Source organism: Ruegeria sp. HU-ET01832, assembly GCF_040371315.1.
Lineage (GTDB): Bacteria > Pseudomonadota > Alphaproteobacteria > Rhodobacterales > Rhodobacteraceae > Ruegeria > Ruegeria lacuscaerulensis_A.
Window position 1 is genome coordinate 13,417 of sequence record NZ_BAABWL010000008.1, and the last position, 17,343, is coordinate 30,759.

General features: G+C 51.5%; 14 protein-coding genes. 10 read left to right on the forward strand and 4 right to left on the reverse strand.

All coding sequences use genetic code 11. From position 1 onward, the window contains the following. Positions 1-265: 265 nt before the first annotated feature. Complete coding sequence (locus tag ABWV79_RS20055; protein WP_353394293.1) at positions 266-1,258, reverse strand: AraC family transcriptional regulator; 993 nt, start codon at positions 1,256-1,258, stop codon at positions 266-268. A gap of 251 nt (positions 1,259-1,509) precedes the next feature. Between ABWV79_RS20055 and ABWV79_RS20060 the strand changes: the two genes are divergently transcribed. From ABWV79_RS20060 to ABWV79_RS20090, 7 genes are all read left to right on the forward strand, one after another. Next, entirely contained in the window at positions 1,510-3,039 is a 1,530-nt protein-coding gene (locus ABWV79_RS20060; RefSeq protein WP_353394296.1) for an amidohydrolase family protein, read from the forward strand. A gap of 117 nt (positions 3,040-3,156) precedes the next feature. Continuing rightward, entirely contained in the window at positions 3,157-4,491 is a 1,335-nt protein-coding gene (locus ABWV79_RS20065) for a metal-dependent hydrolase family protein (RefSeq protein ID WP_353394298.1), read from the forward strand. A gap of 31 nt (positions 4,492-4,522) precedes the next feature. Next, positions 4,523-5,278, forward strand: a complete 756-nt coding sequence (locus ABWV79_RS20070; RefSeq protein ID WP_353394300.1) for a hypothetical protein — start codon at positions 4,523-4,525, stop codon at positions 5,276-5,278. 108 nt (positions 5,279-5,386) lie between these two features. Further along, the gene (locus ABWV79_RS20075; protein WP_353394302.1) at positions 5,387-6,919 is read left to right on the forward strand and encodes a HoxN/HupN/NixA family nickel/cobalt transporter; all 1,533 of its coding nucleotides are present in this window, start codon (positions 5,387-5,389) and stop codon (positions 6,917-6,919) included. Positions 6,920-7,091: 172 nt separating this feature from the next. Beyond that, on the forward strand, positions 7,092-8,303 hold the full coding sequence (locus ABWV79_RS20080; RefSeq protein ID WP_353394304.1) for a BamA/TamA family outer membrane protein: 1,212 nt from the start codon (positions 7,092-7,094) through the stop codon (positions 8,301-8,303). A gap of 131 nt (positions 8,304-8,434) precedes the next feature. Beyond that, positions 8,435-9,460 (forward strand): mechanosensitive ion channel family protein, encoded by a 1,026-nt coding sequence (locus tag ABWV79_RS20085; RefSeq protein WP_353394306.1) that lies wholly within the window; start codon positions 8,435-8,437, stop codon positions 9,458-9,460. A gap of 424 nt (positions 9,461-9,884) precedes the next feature. Then, positions 9,885-10,895 carry a carbohydrate kinase family protein gene (locus ABWV79_RS20090; RefSeq protein WP_353394309.1) on the forward strand — a complete coding sequence of 337 codons (1,011 nt, stop codon included), beginning with the start codon at positions 9,885-9,887 and terminating at the stop codon, positions 10,893-10,895. A 174-nt stretch (positions 10,896-11,069) separates the two neighbouring features. Here ABWV79_RS20090 and ABWV79_RS20095 read toward each other — a convergent pair whose 3' ends face one another. Then, the gene (locus ABWV79_RS20095) at positions 11,070-11,951 is read right to left on the reverse strand and encodes a LysR family transcriptional regulator (RefSeq protein WP_170417145.1); all 882 of its coding nucleotides are present in this window, start codon (positions 11,949-11,951) and stop codon (positions 11,070-11,072) included. A gap of 104 nt (positions 11,952-12,055) precedes the next feature. On the opposite strand from ABWV79_RS20095, the gene ABWV79_RS20100 reads away from it, so the two are divergent. Genes ABWV79_RS20100 through ABWV79_RS20110 form a run of 3 tightly spaced genes read left to right on the forward strand, consistent with a single transcriptional unit; the run spans position 12,056 to position 14,019 of the window. Next, positions 12,056-12,850, forward strand: coding sequence for a VOC family protein (locus tag ABWV79_RS20100; protein WP_170417147.1), 795 nt, complete (start codon positions 12,056-12,058; stop codon positions 12,848-12,850). A gap of 35 nt (positions 12,851-12,885) precedes the next feature. Then, positions 12,886-13,656, forward strand: coding sequence for a nuclear transport factor 2 family protein (locus ABWV79_RS20105; RefSeq protein WP_353394312.1), 771 nt, complete (start codon positions 12,886-12,888; stop codon positions 13,654-13,656). Between the two features lie 12 nt (positions 13,657-13,668). Next, a complete protein-coding gene (locus tag ABWV79_RS20110; RefSeq protein ID WP_170417151.1) occupies positions 13,669-14,019 on the forward strand; it encodes an antibiotic biosynthesis monooxygenase family protein in 351 nt (116 codons plus the stop codon). Between the two features lie 230 nt (positions 14,020-14,249). Here the strand turns inward: ABWV79_RS20110 and ABWV79_RS20115 are convergent, their stop codons facing one another. Next, complete coding sequence (locus ABWV79_RS20115) at positions 14,250-15,743, reverse strand: DUF1254 domain-containing protein (RefSeq protein WP_353394314.1); 1,494 nt, start codon at positions 15,741-15,743, stop codon at positions 14,250-14,252. 34 nt (positions 15,744-15,777) lie between these two features. Continuing rightward, entirely contained in the window at positions 15,778-17,289 is a 1,512-nt protein-coding gene (locus ABWV79_RS20120) for a DUF1214 domain-containing protein (RefSeq protein WP_216601803.1), read from the reverse strand. Positions 17,290-17,343 lie beyond the last annotated feature (54 nt).

A 17,343-nucleotide genomic window follows, 5' to 3' on the forward strand; every position in this document is an offset into this window, starting at 1 on the left:
GGGCAACCCGATCAAACGGCAGCAAAGTCCGCATAGCCGTCGCTCACAGCGAGTGCGGCGACTGTCTTCTTCAGAGTCCAATTTGACCGATGCTGCTCGATACCCCAACTACAGCAATGCGCAGTATGCGGACTTTGCAAAGTCTTTGGTACGGGTCGCAACAGAAGCCTATTTTCGCAGTATTGAACAAGTGCCCATTCTGTGGAGAACTCTGTTGTGTTCTCCTATTTCGATGTCGCGCTGAAACTGACAATTGTTCAAACGGTTATCGTGCCCTGAGGAGAGTTTCAGAAGGGCTTTCACCAAACAATTCACGATAATTCTTTGCGAAACGTCCAAAGCTTACAAATCCGTATTTCAGTGCGGCCTGCTTGACAGATTGAGGTGGGTCAGAAGGATCTGACAGCCACTCTTTAGCGCCAGTCAGTCGCAACTTATAAATGAACTGCATAGGTGTAATTCCATAAACTCCTTCAAACGCTTGATATAAGGTGGTTCTTCCTACTCCGGCGCCTTCACACAGAGTAGCCAAATTAACATCTTCATATCTGTTCTTTCGCGCGAATTGGAGAGCTCGACCCACAGTCTTAAAATCGCGGCTTGGAAGCAAATTCTTGTAGGCCTTCTTAGGCACGCATTCGAGAAGAAATTCGCCTAGAAAGGAAAACATATCTTTTTCATGTGTTGGTGGCATAAACAAACCGCCAGTGAAGTCTCTATGGAATTTAGTGACGGAAAACATGCGTGTAATGCGGGATTTAAGTTGGTGTAGTTGATTGTCGTGGAGTTGCATTAGCACGTGGTTCGGGTCGATCTCGATGAAATTAGATCCAGCAATGCGGTGAATCGCTTCGATCAACCGCGTTCTGCGTATTGCAAGCATAATGGATGTACGGTTGCTAGCGCTGGTAGTGAACTCAACTCTGCCATCAAGCAGGAACACATCTCCTGGTGCTGCTTCCCAACCATCCAGTTTGTAGGTTCCTTGCCAAGTGATTGGCAGGACAAGCCCGACCCAGTCTTTTGCAGCGAGCATTCTCCAAACTGTATTGGCATCACATTTGACCTTTGAGAGGACAGCGTCGGCGCCAAATACCATCTCTGCACCCAAAGCAAGCGGCCCACCACCCAGTTGAACCAACTCGGTCTCTCTGACCGGGAAGTCATTCATATAGGTGTGAAAAGTCGTTTTAGGTGACCACATTGCAATCAAAAATCTTTCAGACTCTCGGCGGTTATTCTGAAGAGTGTAATTCACGAACTTTAGTTGTCCCAACATTAATGCAAACTCGAAGTCGCAAAAATTTTAAGCAACGGAAGAATCGAACACTGAATCCTCTTTGATGAGAGCATCTTTCGTGGAAGCATCGCTAATTAAGCGGGTTAAAACCATTTAAATGCAGGAACTTAAGCAACTTTCTCCGAGGGCTTACGAGAGCTCGGTTCTCACGACCATTGGAGCAAATAGGTAAAGAAAAGGCGGGGGAGTTCCCCTGATGGGAGGCAAGAATGAACAAGAAACCATTAATTTCAGCAATTGGGCTTTCTCTTCTGTTAGCGCCATTTGCTTACGCCCAATCCTTTGACATCGTAATCAAAAATGGCCGCGTAATGGACCCCGAAACGGGTTTCGACGCTACGGCCAATGTTGGAATCAACAACGGCTTTGTTACTGAAATAAGCACTGACAACTTGGAAGGCATTAGAGAGATTGATGCGTCCGGACATGTGGTTGCGCCTGGGTTCATAGATTATCATTCACACGGTCAGGACCTATTTGCCCAACGCCTATATGCTCGTGATGGCGTAACAACTCCCATGGATTTGGAAATCGGTCAGTATCCGATAAACAGCTACTACGACTATTGGGACGGAAAATCGATTGTAAACTACGGCGCCAACGTATCCCACGCTTTCGCCAGATTGGCTGTTCTGGATGGATTGGACCCCGGGGGAAGGGTTTTTTACGAAGGTTCGGCCACGCGCGCGATGGATGATGGTCAGCAGTGGAAAACGAAGCTGTATGATCCCCTGGACGAGGCCGCAATTTTGGAGGCGGTCGAAGAAGGATTGCAGCAGGGTGGTATCGGGATTGCATACCCGATTGGGTACTACACCGTTGTTGGAAGTCCGGAGGTCATGGCCGTTACTTCTCTAGCGGCAAAGTACGATCTCCCGATAACAACACACGTTCGGTATCTCTCTCAAATTCCACCCAGCGGCTTCATGGGTATTACCGAAATGCTGACAATTGCCAGGGAAAACAACGTTCCGCTGCTGGTTCACCACGTTCCAAGCAATTGCCTTGGCTTGACAGAGAAGTGTTTGGATTTAATCGACAACGCACGTGCGCAAGGGCAGAAGGTCATCGGTGAATTCTATCCGTATAATTACGCAGGAACCTACGTGGATGCAGACTACAACAAGCCCGGATATAAGGAGCGATTGGGCGTTGAAGCGTCAGACTACATTGTAACAGAAACTGGAGAGCCGCTGAACGACGAAGAGTTTGATCGACTGCGGACGGAAGCGCCTGAAACACAGTTGCTAATGTACACAATGAAAGACGAGTACATCATGGAGGCGATGACCAGGCCTGGTGTAATCGTTGGTTCAGACGCGATGCCCTACATAGTCGACGGCGGGCTGAATGGTGATTTCGAGACGCCGTACGGTGCGGGCGCCGGGCACGCTCGGGGTGCTGGTACTCATGCAAAAGTACTCCGCATGGCGCGGGAAACTGGCGCCATCTCGCTGATGGACGCGCTTTCTAAGATGACCTACGAGCCAGCGGCATTTCTGGAAGACCACGTCCCGCAGATGAAACTTCGCGGGCGCATTCAGGAGGGCTCAGTCGCGGATATTACAATTTTCGATCCGGAAAACGTGACCGATAATTCCGGGCCGGAAAACGGAAAAAACTCTCTCCCATCGTCAGGTATTCCCTATGTGATAGTCAATGGCACCATCGTTGTGGACGACTCAGTGGTTCAGAATGTCTCGGCCGGCGTACCGATTAGAGGCGAGGTGAGCCAGTAGCCATAGCCGGTATACCCGACTCAAAACAACAAATGTCACACCTCATCAAGCTCCATGGCGCCGCTTAACCGAAAAATCTTTGACCGGTAGAGAGCCCTCCAAATCAAGGAGAACATCATGACTTGCAACAGATTATTCGGAGCAATTTTTTACACGGCCTCGATCTTTGGAGCCACAGCGAACGCGCAAGATAGCTCTGTACTCATTACCAATGTTGATGTTTTTGACGGCGTAAATGAAACGCTCATAGAAGATGTGAACGTCCTCATCGACGGCAATATTATCTCAAAGATTTCGCAAGAAGAACTTTCGGCAAACGACGGCCTGGTTGTTGAGGGCAATGGGCACACTCTGATGCCCGGCATCATTGAGGGACACTCTCACTTAGCTTTGTCTGGGATTACGTTCGCTGACGTGCTTTTCGAGTTGCCAGGTTACCAATCCATCCGTTCGGTCGATACGGCTCGAAACATGCTGATGAATGGTGTGACCACAGCACGCGATATGGCCGGTGAGGTTTTTAGCCTCAAGCGTGCGATTGACGAGGGTTCTATTGTCGGACCTCGTATTTACCCGTCAGGTTCAATGATATCTCAAACAAGCGGCCATGCGGATTTCAGATTTAGGAACGAGCGCAACCCATTGCTGGGTGGAGAACCGCCAATCACCGACTTAACGGGAAACAGTACACTGGTAGATGGGGTCCCAAAGGTGCTCGCCGCGACACGCGAGCAACTGCGGCTTGGAGCATCACAGGTCAAACTTGCTATTGGCGGTTCAGTTAGCGGACCCAATGACCCATTAGACACTACGCAGTTTACGTTTGAAGAAATCCAAGCAGCTACAGCAGCCGCTGAAAACTGGGGAACTTACGTTACCGTACACGGCTACACTCCTCGAGCCGTTAATCAAGCAATTGATGCCGGAATTAAGGTGGTCGAGCATGGTCAACTTCTCGACAAGCCAACGTTGGAGAGGATGGCGAAAGATGGGATCTGGTTGAGTATTCAACCGTTTACGCTATGCAGCGAGCCTGGACTGAATGATGCGCAGAACGCAAAACAAGCTATTGTGTGCCAAGGTACGGGATCAGTCTATGAGTGGATCAAGGGGCTTCCTGAACTAAAGGTTGTCCACGGAACCGACATCTTTATCAGCCCTGGGCCAGGAATTGGTGTCAGTGAGCAGGTCGAACAGATGGAACGGCTGCTGGACTGGTTTACGCCCTACGAAATACTGAAAATGTCGACCGGTAACTTTACAGAGTTGCTCCAGCTTTCCGGGCCAAGAAACCCATACCCAGGTGTGATCGGGCGCGTTGAAGAAGGCGCGTTGGCAGACTTGTTGCTAGTCGACGGCAATCCTCTCGAAGACCTAAGCTCAGTGACGGATCGCGAAAACATCAAAATCATTATGAAAGACGGGGTGATCTACAAAAACACTCTCGAGTGAAGATGTTGTACGCAATCGGAAGGGATGAAAAGTGAATTTTCTCGAACCCAAAAATCTACCACAACTTACACTATCTACCCTCGCCGCAGCGACACTTACAGCATCCACGGCAGCAGCTGAGGAAGATTGGCAATGGGGTGCCCAACTCTACTTCTGGGGAGCGTCCGTTGGGGGAGAAACCACAACTGGTGGCAATGTCGATATCAGCATAGACAAGATTGTCGAGGACCTGAATTTTGGTGTCATGGGCACTCTCGTCGCGCGAAACGACCGATTGTCTTTGATAGCTGACGTCATCTATCTTGATGTTGATGAGTCTGATAGCACTTCCGTCAACTTGGGCGGAGCAAGTGTTCCAGTTACTGCGGATATTGGTCTCAAAGGCTTCATAACCACACTTGGAGCCGGCTACCGCGTGCTTGAGACTAGTGGTGGGTCTCTTGATATCACCGGTGGTGCAAGGGCCTTGTATTTAGACGGCGACGTAAGTGTTAGTGGACTTGGCGCTCCAATCGCCGAGTCGGAATCTGGCACAAACTGGGATGCGGTTATTGGCTTCAGAGGTGAGACAAATATCAATGAGTATTGGTATTTCAGCTACTACGCAGACATCGGCACCGGCGACAGTGATCTAACGTGGCAAGCAGCGGCAGCCATTAACTACAGGTTAAATTCCGTCGACCTAACCGTCGGCTACCGATACTTGGACTGGGACTTAGGCGAATTTGGACCTTTCAGTGAAGTTACCCTTTCCGGCGCATTTTTGGGAGTAAAAGTACCTTTCTAACGTTGCGGTACGTAAAAGTTGAGCCCCGCGAAACTCGAATGGTTCAACTTAAAAATCTGAACGGAAGGGATTAGCCGGATGCCAAGATTCTCGATGCGCGGAGCCGCAATGGCTTTTCTTACATTCGCTTTCTTCTTTGCGGCAGTGCCGTTGCTGGCCGCAGAAGATAACCTTGTTTCGTGGGATGCCCTTGTGCCCTCGGTAGAGCCTTATGACGACCCGTTTCTGGAAATGAAGTACGAGCATAAGTCCGACCTGCGGAAAATTCTGCTTGACCAAATTGCCAAGGAACAAGGCCAAAATGACCCCGAAGCTAGCAAAGCAGCCGAGCAGGCCCGCAACAGGTTAGATGCAGCTGGGCTCAATGCTGACCAGCTTTTGGAACAGCGTCTAGTTGTCATGGAGCGGCGCGAAGAAGAATCAACGGGTGTGACCACCAGACTCCTAGGTGCTGAGCTGACTTTGGACGGCTATGCGCCGCCACTGTCTGTCACGGCGGGAAAAGTTTATGAATTCCTTCTGGTGCCTTGGATAGGCGCTTGTATCCACACTCCGCCTCCACTGCCAAACCAGATCGTCCATGTGTCGGTCCCAAAAGGTTTGATTCTAGAAAACCGTTTTCAAAGTATTCGTTTGTCCGGCGTTCTGCGGCACGAGCCTGGGGTACATCAACTGTTCCTCGTCGACGGATCTACTGACATCCCTGTGTCATACAGTATGGCAAACGTCACAATATCCGGAACGCCGCAGAATATTGTTGCATCATCAATGTCGGATCTGCCTGTTCTGGACCGCGCGCAGGTATGGGTAAACAGCCTTTTCACAACGGCCATGACATCTATCCGGAACGGAGAAACAACCGGGGCATTGTTTACAGCCTTATTTCTTGCCTTCGGATACGGCGCTTTACACACCTTGGGCCCGGGGCACGGAAAAGCGGTCGTTATTTCCTATTTTATCGGCTCTGGCGGTAGCTTGCGGCGCGGACTCGTGATGGGCTTCCGTATAGCAATAATTCACGTTGTTTCGGCCGTGGTAGTTGTGTTCTTGTTGGATTTCGCCGTACGTCAAACCACTGGTGCAGCACCTTCAGACTATCGAGCCATTCGCCTAGTCAGCTACGGGCTGATTATTGCGATTGGTATGTTCATGCTATGGAAAGCGCTTTCAGCAACGCGGCTTGCGTTGAAAGCTGGGGATCTCGGAGCCCAGGCACATGATCACGATCACCACGATCACCATGTTCACGGATGCGCCGCCTGCGCCGCGAGCACTGCTCCAGCGGGCAGCGTTTGGATCGCGGCGGCTGTCGGTATAGTGCCGTGCACCGGCGCTTTAATTGTCATGCTTTTTGGGCTTGCAAACGACTTAATCGTACCAGCAATTCTGATGGTTTGCGCAATATCACTCGGCATGGCTATGGCAATGTCAGCCATTGGCATTGCTGCCCTTTGGGGCCGCAGCTGGGCCCATGGCCGCTTTGACATGACGGATAAGCGGCGACAAACCTTCGAACTGAGTACGCGCTTGGTAGGTGCCATTTGTGTTCTTGCAATCGGCGTGACCCTATTCTGGATCAACTACAAGCATTCACCCGTTGCGACTTTGCCTCAAGCAGAGTTGGCTTCAAGCTTTTATTAGCGAGAGTTTTTGTAAATTGACGACAGCAGGTTTACTCGCCCCGCTTCTATTAATCTTGATCTGGCGAGCGGTACGTCGAGCTAGAAGAATTCAACATGTTCTGACAGCTCACCTGTGGATCTACGCAATTTGGAGAAAAAGCGTTCCACACATATTTGCTCTCGGTAACAAAGTGAAACGATTTGGTACTGTCAAACTTGAGAGTTCGCAGACCAAGGACCTGTCGAAAGCAACATGTAACCTTGAGCTAAGCGGTCGGCTAAAATCCTTTTTCGTGGCTTCCTTATTGTTGGTTTTACCCTCAACCCTGTGGGCCTTGGATCCAGCTAACCGAGCCGTGAGGATTACTGATGATGTAGCAACTGACTCCGACGTGGGCGTTCGAAGTGGAGATTTTATAGCTGCACCTATTCCGTTTTCGAACGAAACGATAGGAAGTGGCGCAACACTTGGCGCTGGATACCTATTTGCCCTCCCAGGATCAAAGACTTCCGGTATTGGTGCCGGATACTTCGGAACGAATGAGGGATCCTCGGGATATGGAATCGGAGGAACGGTTAACTTCAATCAAGGGAGATGGACTGTAGGTGCAATTTATGTAGATGCCGATTTGAATTACGATCTACCGATATCCGGCAGCTTTGAACTACCTTTAACGCAGTCAGTTGATGGTTATGCCATTCGTATGGAGTATGGTTTCACAGACACGACCAAAATCGGGTTTGGATATGCTTTTGCGGATTCTCAGTTGTCACTCAACTCCGATTTCATCCGCCAACTCCCAGATTTTCTACAACCCGATTTGCATATCCTATTGAAAAGGCTGACATTCGATGTTGTGCACGACACAAGGGACGATACCTTTTATCCAAGTTCAGGACTGTTGGTGACCGGCAACTTCTCGTATGGCGATGTCACAGACAAAATTCTCAATGATAGACTGACAATAAGTGACAGAAACTACGGTAAAGGTGTCCTTTCGTTGGCGTCCTACAATCCGGTGGGACGGAAAGGCGTTATCGCTTGGCGGGCGGTAATGTGCGGTGCAGCTAAAGAAGCTCCATTCTTTGATGGGTGTGGTGTCGGATTCGTCGATGGGTTGAGGGGGTTTTCTGCATTTGATGCTCTCGCTGACTGGTCGACATCCGCACAGATCGAATACCGCGGCCGCCTCTCTCAACGTTTCGGATATGTCTTGTTCGCAGGAGCAGGTGGTGGTGGATCAGGTTTGGATTCCTTGTCATTTGACCGAGGTGGTGCCGGGTATGGTGCAGGCTTGCGTTATCGGTTGTCGAAGCAGAACAGGCTCGACTACTCTATCGACTACGCCTTCAATGACGATGGTGATGGCTTGCTCTATCTATATATCGGCCAGCGTTTCTGAGACGAAAATGAAATCTGGGGCAAATGAGAAATTGATTCAAGCAAACGGCTTTAACTGTCTTGGCTCTGACTCCAAAAAAATGGTCCCAGCCCGTGTCATCGCTAAAATCAAGGTAAGCGTAGAAGATACCGATGTCTAATCCATCCGATGTTTTGACGGCAGAGTCAACACAACTCGTCCTCGCCTTTGCGGCCGTCGTTTTTCTTCTTGTTTGGCGCCTTGCGTTGCTAAGCCCACACATTCGAAATTGCGCGCGCGTTCATCTTTGGCCAGCAGCCATACTTGACATGTTCCTCCTGCCAGCTGGGGCACTTGGACTTTATGAGTTAACTGCCGCCCTGTCAGAAATCGGTGAGTCATTCTACTGGACGCGACATGTCCTGACACTATCCGAACTCCTTGTGTACCTCGCTGTCGCATCCAGTCTCGCAAGGCTGGTTGAAACCTGGGTTCGATATCACACGTACAGTGGCCACTCTGGCCAACACTCGCATCTTACACTGACAATTCTCTATGCACTCTTTTGGCTCATCGGCGTTTTGGTCTTTCTTGCAGTCAAGGATATAGCACCAACCGAGCTGTATTTGTCGACAGGGGCTGTTGCCGCAGTTTGCGCTTTTGCAATGCAACAAACTCTTGGTGACTTTTTTGCCGGGATAGCCGTGGGAATGGAACGGTCTTTCAAAATCGGCGATTGGCTGCGGTTCGATGATGGAACGGAAGGCAAAGTCATCGACATCAATTGGCGCTCTACTCGGTTAAGAGGATGGAGCGGAGGAACTTATGTCATTCCAAATGGACAGCTGTCACGACAGCGTTTTTTGAACCTTCACGGTCAAAACAGCCCATATGCGGAAGTGTTCGAAGTACAAATTTCCAACAAAGCAGACCCTACCACCATAGTTAATCTGCTTTCGGATGCGGTTGGAAAGTGTAGCACGGTCATGAAATCACCACAGCCGTCAATTCGCTTGAAGAACGGATCAAGCCAGCCCTACATCTACTATGCATGGGTATTTTTCCCTAACTATCCCAGCATGTTCCAAGGCCGGGAGGAGTTGTACACAAACATCCATGAAGCGCTGCTGAACGCCGGATTGGAAGTATCTGCGGATGTTTACGAAATCAACAGCAACAAAGTATCGAACAAAGACTAATCGTTCTCCCGCAGCACCTTTTGTTATTCATCCGATCTTCGAACACTCGAATACACTTAACAGTTCCACCGCTTTTTGTCGGATGTCAGGAACGGCGTCGCTAGATCAGTGTTAGACGGGTCATGTGTGGCTTACTGCAAAATTCCCCTCTAAGCGACTTTCGGATACGTACCTCTTCCTGCATCTCTGGAGTTGCGAGTTCCAGTATCGAATGTCCGGTTTGGGCTGCGACCAGTCAATCATGCAAGCCGCAGAGAACGGAAACACTGAGCCCATAGTGCTCAATGCCGCTGCGTTATCAAACACCCCATGATACATGCTTGAGAGCTACTGGAAAGCCCACCGGTGGTGTGGCTTTAGAGTGCGAGGCTTAAAGAGGTCTGATACTCTAAAGGCAGCATCATTTTCTATGTGGGAACATATCGTGCTCGATCCGATTCAGCCGAAAAAAGAGAGACAAGGCATTGCATGTGCGGGGAATTGGATACTTGATACAGTTCACTCAATTTCGCACTGGCCTGAAAAGTCAGGTCTAGCACTAATAAAAAACCAGCATGTCGACCTTGGTGGCGGACCCGCCAATGTAGCCTTGGGCCTGAAAGCCATGGGCGTGTCTTACCAAGTAATTCCAATTGGTCTGATAGGCGCAGGCGCTTTGGGCGACGAAGTCTTGCGTCTATGCGCAGAAGCGGGGTTGCCTTTAGACGGCCTACTGCGAACAACGCGTGCAACAACATCCCAGACCCATGTGATGAACGTGCAAGGTGACAGCCGCACCTTCTTTCACCACCGAGGTGCTAACAGTTTATTTGATGCGGCGTCGGTTAATATTGATGAGCTATCGGACGCCGGGATTAAGTTATTGTATCTTGGCTATTTAACGTTACTAGACAAACTGGATGAGGTCCTGCCAGAGGGCAAAACTAGAGCAGCATTGCTGTTGTCAGCTGCCCGCGCCAAAGGCATGAGCACTTGCGTTGACCTCGCATCGTTCAGGTCCGACGCCTACGCGGATATTGTGTCAAAGACGCTTGCCGAAATCGATTTTCTGTTTGCGAATGAGCTCGAAGCCGAGGCGGCAACAGGCATTAATCTCACGCAAAAGTCTGATCCCAACGAAATGATGAAAGCAGCTCGCTTTCTAAAATCCGGTGGGGTCAATCGAGCGGTCATTATTCATAGCCCAACGCAAATCGTATGTTGTGAAACCGAGGTTGAAATTGCCTTCGCGCCGGACCCGATACCTGCTGAAGAAATCATCAGCCCAGTGGGAGCGGGTGATGCTTTCTGCTCCGGCGTTGTTCATGGTCTCCATGAAGATTGGCCCATTGAGAGTTGTCTTAAATTTGGTGAGAAAGTTGCCGCCGCCTGCTTGTCTGGGCATACCGCCACCGATGGACTCAAAACAATCTCAGTTCCGTCGAAACCTCCATAGAAAAGTCGCTCAAACCAAAAGCGGCTATGTCCGCATCTTAGAGGGTGCAAAGCTCATAGTGAAGGTCCGCTTCGGGCTGTCTCCAGTCATCTAAACGGGAGGCAGCGAAGGTCGATTACGAGCCCATACCTACCAAATGCTGCACACTGCACGAATGGCCACTTTCGAGCCGACCTACGCCCGAATCTCTTCACGCATAAACTCCACAAAGGCCCTTACACGCGGCTTTCGAAAGGCCGAAGGTAACTGCACGCTTTGGATCGGCAAAGTGCGGGAATGGAACTCCGGAAAGAGTTGCACAAGACGTCCGGTTTCAAGGTCGTCCCCCAAAAACACATCTGGGCATATGAAGATGCCGCTCCCGGCACGCGTCGGTACGAGGCAGGCGGGAGGACTGTTTGCCAGAAATGGGCCAGAGACAGGCACCTGCACGGTTTGCCCTTCGATCTGGAATGGCCAGCGGTTTGGATCGGGGTTGTTCGCATCTCGAATGCAAATGTGGTCCGAGAGTTCCGCAGGATGTGAAGGTGTGCCATGTTCTTCAAGGTAGCAAGGAGTCGCGACGACTTTCATATGCGTTTCACCGAGCTTGCGAACGACCAAACTGGAGTCGCTGAGCGCGCCGATCCGTATTGCGATATCGAAACCGCCCTTGGCCAGATCAGCATAATGATCCGACAAGTCCAATTCGACTGTGACGTCCGGGTGTTGCTCTACGAAACGGCTTGCTGCTTTAGCCACCGCCGTGTCGCCATAGGTAAGGGGCGCCGCCACACGAACGATGCCCTTCAAGCCCTCTGAAGCGTCAAACTCAGTCTCCAACTGCTCCAATTCAGCCAGCACCCGTCGCGCTCCTTCCAGATATCGCTCCCCCTCGTGGGTCAACGACATAGACCTGGTGGTGCGATGGAGAAGATTCAGCCCAACCATGTTTTCGAGCTGGGCCACACGTTTGCTGACCAGCTTGTTTGAAATGCCAAGCCGTTGTCCGGCGGCGGCAAAAGAACCGGATTCCACAACAGCCACGAAGCTCTGCATCCCGTCGATCCGGTCCATAGCATTGTCTCCATTTGTGCGATACACACTCGCTCTTATCGCCATTTCATGGAGAAAAGACCATCGCTAAGTTCCTCTCAAGCTGAATCGCAGGAGAAAAGAACATGGCAACGTCAGACGCCCCCATCTCAATAGGTCAGGTCGCCCTGACGGTGCGCGATCTGGATAAGACCGCAACCTTTTATGAAGACGTGATCGGCCTTGGCCTAGTCGAACGCAACGGTGAAAGCGCCCGCCTCGGCACCGAGGCCGGCACGCTGATCGAGCTGCGCCAGGACCGCAATGCCAAACCCTTTCCCAAAGAGGCGGGGCTGTTTCACACCGCATTTCTGTTGCCGTCCAAACAAGACCTCGGCGCATGGCTGATCTACGCGGATGAGCGCGGTGTTCGCCTGGATGGCGCATCCCACCACGGTGTCAGCGAGGCGCTGTATCTGAACGATCCCGAAGGAAACGGCATCGAAATCTATCGTGATCTGCCTCGCGAAGCGTGGAAACGCCAAGGCGATACCATCCACATGACAACGCACCCGCTCGACCTGAAATCACTAACGGAGGATGCCACACAGTGGCAAGGCGCACCGCAAGGCACAGTCATCGGACACGTTCATTTACGTGTCGGTGATGTCAGCAAGGCAGCCAAGTTCGTTACTGACGAGCTGAGTATGGTTCAGACATTTGAGCTGCCCTCAGCCCGCTGGTTCGGGTCCGGTGGCTACCATCACCATCTTGCCGCGAATGCTTGGCAATCAAAGGGGGCAGGCCCGCGCTCTGTCGAAACCACAGGTCTCGCGAGTGTTGAGCTGTTGGCTGACCCCGCAAGTCTCACGCCCGGCCAGAAGGTCGATCCCTGGGGCACAGAATTCACGATCACCTCAGTGCAGGCTTGCGCCGCGTGAATGTCGTCAAATCAAACCAAGAGAGGACTACAACAATGACACCTAAAGAACTCGTAATGGAGGCCGTAGCCGCCATTTTTGTCAACTTCGACGCAACTGCCGCCGAACAGCTTCTGGCAAAGGACTATATCCAGCACAACCCAGCCGTCCCCACGGGGGCTGCGCCGATCCTTGGCTTCATTCCTGGTCTGAAAGAAAGCGGGATCGAGGTGGATATCCACCGGGTGATCGCGGAAGGCAACATGGTTGTCCTGCATACGACCTACAACAACGCTCAGGCGTTCGGTGCTGACACTCTGGTGGGGTTCGATGTTTTCCGCGTCGAGGACGGAAAGGTTGCAGAGCACTGGGACAACCTGACCCAAATTACACCGCCAAATCCTTCGGGGCATACTCAGACCGATGGTTCAACTGAGATCACAGATCTGGACAAGACCGCTGAGAACAAAGCGCTGGTCACAGACTTTGTGAACACCATCCTGAAAGATGGCGACGTTGACCGGATCACCGAATTCCTGTCCACGGAGACCTACATCCAGCACAACAGCAACATTGCTGACGGTCTGGACGGTTTACGTGCTGCTCTTGCTGGCATGGCCGAGCAAGGCATCCAGATGATCTACACGGATGTCCACATTGTTGTGGCCGAGGGTAACTTTGTCTTCACCGCCTCTGATGGAACGTTCGCTGACAAACCAACAGCGTTCTATGATCTGTTCCGCGTCGAAGACGGCAAGATCGTTGAGCATTGGGACGTGATCGCCGATATCCCTGCGGAAATGGCTCATGACAACGGCAAGTTTTGATCGGGTGCCAATATGAAAGCGTTCCTGATCACCTTAATGATGACGCTGGGAGGCGCGGCTATGGCTCAAGATGCTGGTGTAATCGAGATTGTGACAATGGACCTTGCCGAGGGTGTTTCAGCTCAAGCGTTCGAACCGGTCGACAAGGCCATTGAGGACGAGTACGTCAGTAAACAGCCTGGCTTCATCTCCCGGCAAGCCGCCTTCGCAGACGACAAATGGGCGGTTGTCGTCAATTGGGAAAGCGCGGAGGCAGCGCAAGCATCCATGGACAGCTTTGCCTCTGCTCCGGCTGCTGAGAAGTTTATGAGCATGATCGATGCATCTTCTATGTCGATGAAGCGCTACCAACTGGCACGGTAAGAGCCTTCATACTAACCAAAGCGCCCATGGAAACATTGGTGCTTTGTTGCATTTTGATCATCAGCATTCATCACCGGACAATCGGGCTATCCAGGCGGACGGCAACTCTGTCCGCACAGCAGACATTCATGCTTTGGACAGCGAATGTCTTCTTCGAGCCCGAAGCGGACACCGAAAAAATGTCAGACGACGCCAAAAAGTAGCGTCGCCCGATAGTCGCGGTTGTCGCTTTATTCTACCAGTTCCAGATCACCGGGACGCCAGGTCTTGTCGAACCAAGGCTCGAGCGGGCCGTAGAGGCGCATCATCACGTTGAAGCTTTGCCCGGGCATGGTTTGCGCCCAGTTGTTCTCCCAACCTTCTGGGGCTTCTGGACCAAAATAGATGCTGGTACTCCCATCCTCATTAGGTTTTATCCCCGGTCTATTAGAGTCGATACCACCGGATTGCTGGTCAGTTTCAAGGATTGACCGAGTCTGTCCGCTATACAACATAAACGACGCAAAGTTTTCGGCGGGAACCGGCGCCGGTAGCGTTACCTTATAGGTTTTTGAGCCGTCAAGGTACTGTCCGTTGCTGTCTCGCGCTGTCATCGCATAGACAGACCCCGTCCCGACCGGTGGCGAGGTCATCGCAGGCGTTATGCCCGTTGCCATATAGAAAAAGTACGACCGATCATCGAGGATGCGCGCGCCGTCCTCAAGAAAAAGATAGCTCTGGCGTTGGAACGGTGAGTTCCATTGCCGGTCTTCATAAAAGAAAACTCCCGGATCGCGCGAGGCATACGTGATCGCTCGCGCCGTGGCGTTTGCGATTGCTGCTGCCTCCTTGAAAATGGCCTGCATACGGGCATCGGGTTCGAAGGGCTCGCCCTTCCTGATCCCTATGGAAGCAAACGTTCCTACAATTTCCGGACTGAACGCACCAATTGGATTGTTTTCGAGTGCGACGTGGATCTCTTCAAAGAAGTCTTCGTTGTTCGCGTGAACAGTGTTGTGTTGAACACCGGAGATATTCAGGAAAATTTCCGCGGGAGGATTGTCCGCTTCACTAAGCGGATAGATATTCAGACCCGCCTTGATCTCGGCAACAGGGCCAGCCGTATCTCCGTCTGCGTCTGGCGAGCGTCTTAGCAACAACCAGTGCTCATATGTCTTTGTGCGTAGTTCGAAGTAGCCCTCGGGCACCGGCGTTTCATCGTCGTTGTGCAAAAGTAGATACTTGCCACCTTCTCCCTTATCCGCGCCAAGCGCCCCGATATCCGTCACATAGTCAAACGCGGCGTCATCAAGCAACCCAAGCAGGCCTGCCGGAACCTCAATCACCATCGGGCCATCCGAGATATCGACATTCGAACCAATGTAGATTGTGGTTGTATTGGGCGTCAGCCAGATGGACCGCGCGTCCAGCAGGTCTTCTGCAATCACGACGTCATTGGGATTGACGCCCAAGTCTTCGTATCCCTGAAACATAGCTCGAAGCGAAGCGATCTTCATGCCATCCAGGAAAGCCGTCGTTGCTCTGATCAGATCAAGGTTGTCGAAGACTTTCTCCACCGTCTCAGGTGATGGCATACCATCGAAGAATTCCAGATCACCAAGCGTCTGGGTCTCGACCTTGTCTGGTGTAAGAACATTCTCAGGAACGTCGGCTTTGAATTCTTGGGCTGAAGAATGCGATGCGAGTATCAGGGCAGTCAGCACAGCTAACGACTTTGTTTTCATTGTTCGCTCCATTGGGAATTACTGTTTGTTTTGATCAGTTTACTTTTTCTAGATCGCCTAGCATCCAGCCACTCTCCAGCCATCCTTCTTGCGGCCCATATAGACGAAACAAAAGGAAGTACGGCTCTGTGGTTGGTATCCAGTTGCTTTCCATGCCTTCCGGTGCTTCTGGTCCAAAAAAGATGTCGTAAGAACCGTCTTCATTAGCCTGCATCGCATCAGTGTCGCGCTCGGACAAACCGACAGGATCAACGTTCCGAATGAAGCTCTTGGTCTCCATCGAATAAACAATCACGGACCAGAAATCGTCGGCAGGTGTATCCGCTGGGACGTTCAGTTTATAGGTCTGATTGTGATCGTACATTTCCCCGTCGCTGTCGCGCAGGCCTGTCAGATAAAATGTACCTCCGCCCAGTTGTTTCGGCAGGTATGTAATCCAGAAATAACTGCCGCCCGCACGCGCATCCACAAGGACTTCGGTCTCAGTCTCATAGGGGAAACCAGCCTCGGGTTGACCATCCGCGAAATCCCAAATCAACCACTGGCTCCTCATCTCGCCGCTATCGTCGACCCAAAGTGGGATCATGGCTTTCCCGGGCGTCACAAAGTAGTTCTGCATCGAGGCGTACGCGAGCAACAATCCCTCGTTCATTGCCTGCATTTGAAGTTCACTTGGTTCGAAAGGCTTTCCCTTCTCGATCCCGAGATCTTTCAGAAAATTCACCATAACCTTGTCTTGTGGACGGATCGGGTTGTTTTGAACGTAATCGTTCAGGTCCTGAAAGAATGTCTCGTTGTAGTATGGAAGCGAGTCGTACGGCACTTCTGACGCTTCGAGATAGTTGTTGGGTGGCGGATTGTCGGCCTCGGACAGGTAGTACACTTTGATCGTCTGAGCGTACTCGGCCGCATCGGCGTCCGTTCCGCCATTCGTCAGTTTTGGCCGGAACGAAAAACCATATTCGTAGGTATCTGTTTCAAAGGGAAGGTATCCCGCTTCAGTTAATTCCTCCAGCGACATTTCCCCTTCGTAGCCTGGGGGTAGCATGAGGTACTTGCCGCCGACACCTTCATCGAAACCATCGGGACCTACGTCCACAATAGGAACATCCCAAGCATTCACGATTGTACCGAAGTAGTTCACCTTGTCGGTGGCAGCGGGCACTTCAATGACAAGGGGACCGGGTTCGGAGGTCATTGAAGCCCAAGCATAGGCCGTAACATCGTTGGCCGTAAGAAACCCATGTTTGGAGTCGAACGGCTTGTTGAGATAAATGATGTCATTGTAGTCGCCACCGAGGTCGCGGCGAATGCCCTTGAGGAAATCGATCATACCGGCGGCAGGCATTCCCCAAATGGCCGTCTGGGTGGCACGCTGCACCATAATCTTGTACTCGATGTCCTCGACCTCGGCTGATCGTGCAAGGATGTCGCCCGTGTCGTTGAAGGACTGGGAGAAAACTGGTGAAGCAGAAATACCTGCGCCGAGCACCATTCCCAAAAAATGCATCGAAAAACCGCCGTGTAATGGCCGAAGTATTTTCATATTGCAATGCTCCCTGCTGTTTAGGGAAAGCTTGCACATCCGTTCAGCCGATGC

Bases quoted from the DNA above. Each gene is read 5' to 3' on its own strand.
- ABWV79_RS20060 (WP_353394296.1), top strand. From the start codon at position 1,510: ATGAACAAGAAACCATTAATTTCAGCAATTGGGCTTTCTCTTCTGTTA.
- ABWV79_RS20120 (WP_216601803.1), bottom strand. From the start codon at position 17,289: ATGAAAATACTTCGGCCATTACACGGCGGTTTTTCGATGCATTTTTTG.
- ABWV79_RS20085 (WP_353394306.1), top strand. From the start codon at position 8,435: ATGTCTAATCCATCCGATGTTTTGACGGCAGAGTCAACACAACTCGTC.
- ABWV79_RS20100 (WP_170417147.1), top strand. From the start codon at position 12,056: ATGGCAACGTCAGACGCCCCCATCTCAATAGGTCAGGTCGCCCTGACG.
- ABWV79_RS20110 (WP_170417151.1), top strand. From the start codon at position 13,669: ATGAAAGCGTTCCTGATCACCTTAATGATGACGCTGGGAGGCGCGGCT.
- ABWV79_RS20075 (WP_353394302.1), top strand. From the start codon at position 5,387: ATGGCTTTTCTTACATTCGCTTTCTTCTTTGCGGCAGTGCCGTTGCTG.
- ABWV79_RS20095 (WP_170417145.1), bottom strand. From the start codon at position 11,951: ATGGACCGGATCGACGGGATGCAGAGCTTCGTGGCTGTTGTGGAATCC.
- ABWV79_RS20115 (WP_353394314.1), bottom strand. From the start codon at position 15,743: ATGAAAACAAAGTCGTTAGCTGTGCTGACTGCCCTGATACTCGCATCG.
- ABWV79_RS20105 (WP_353394312.1), top strand. From the start codon at position 12,886: ATGACACCTAAAGAACTCGTAATGGAGGCCGTAGCCGCCATTTTTGTC.
- ABWV79_RS20065 (WP_353394298.1), top strand. From the start codon at position 3,157: ATGACTTGCAACAGATTATTCGGAGCAATTTTTTACACGGCCTCGATC.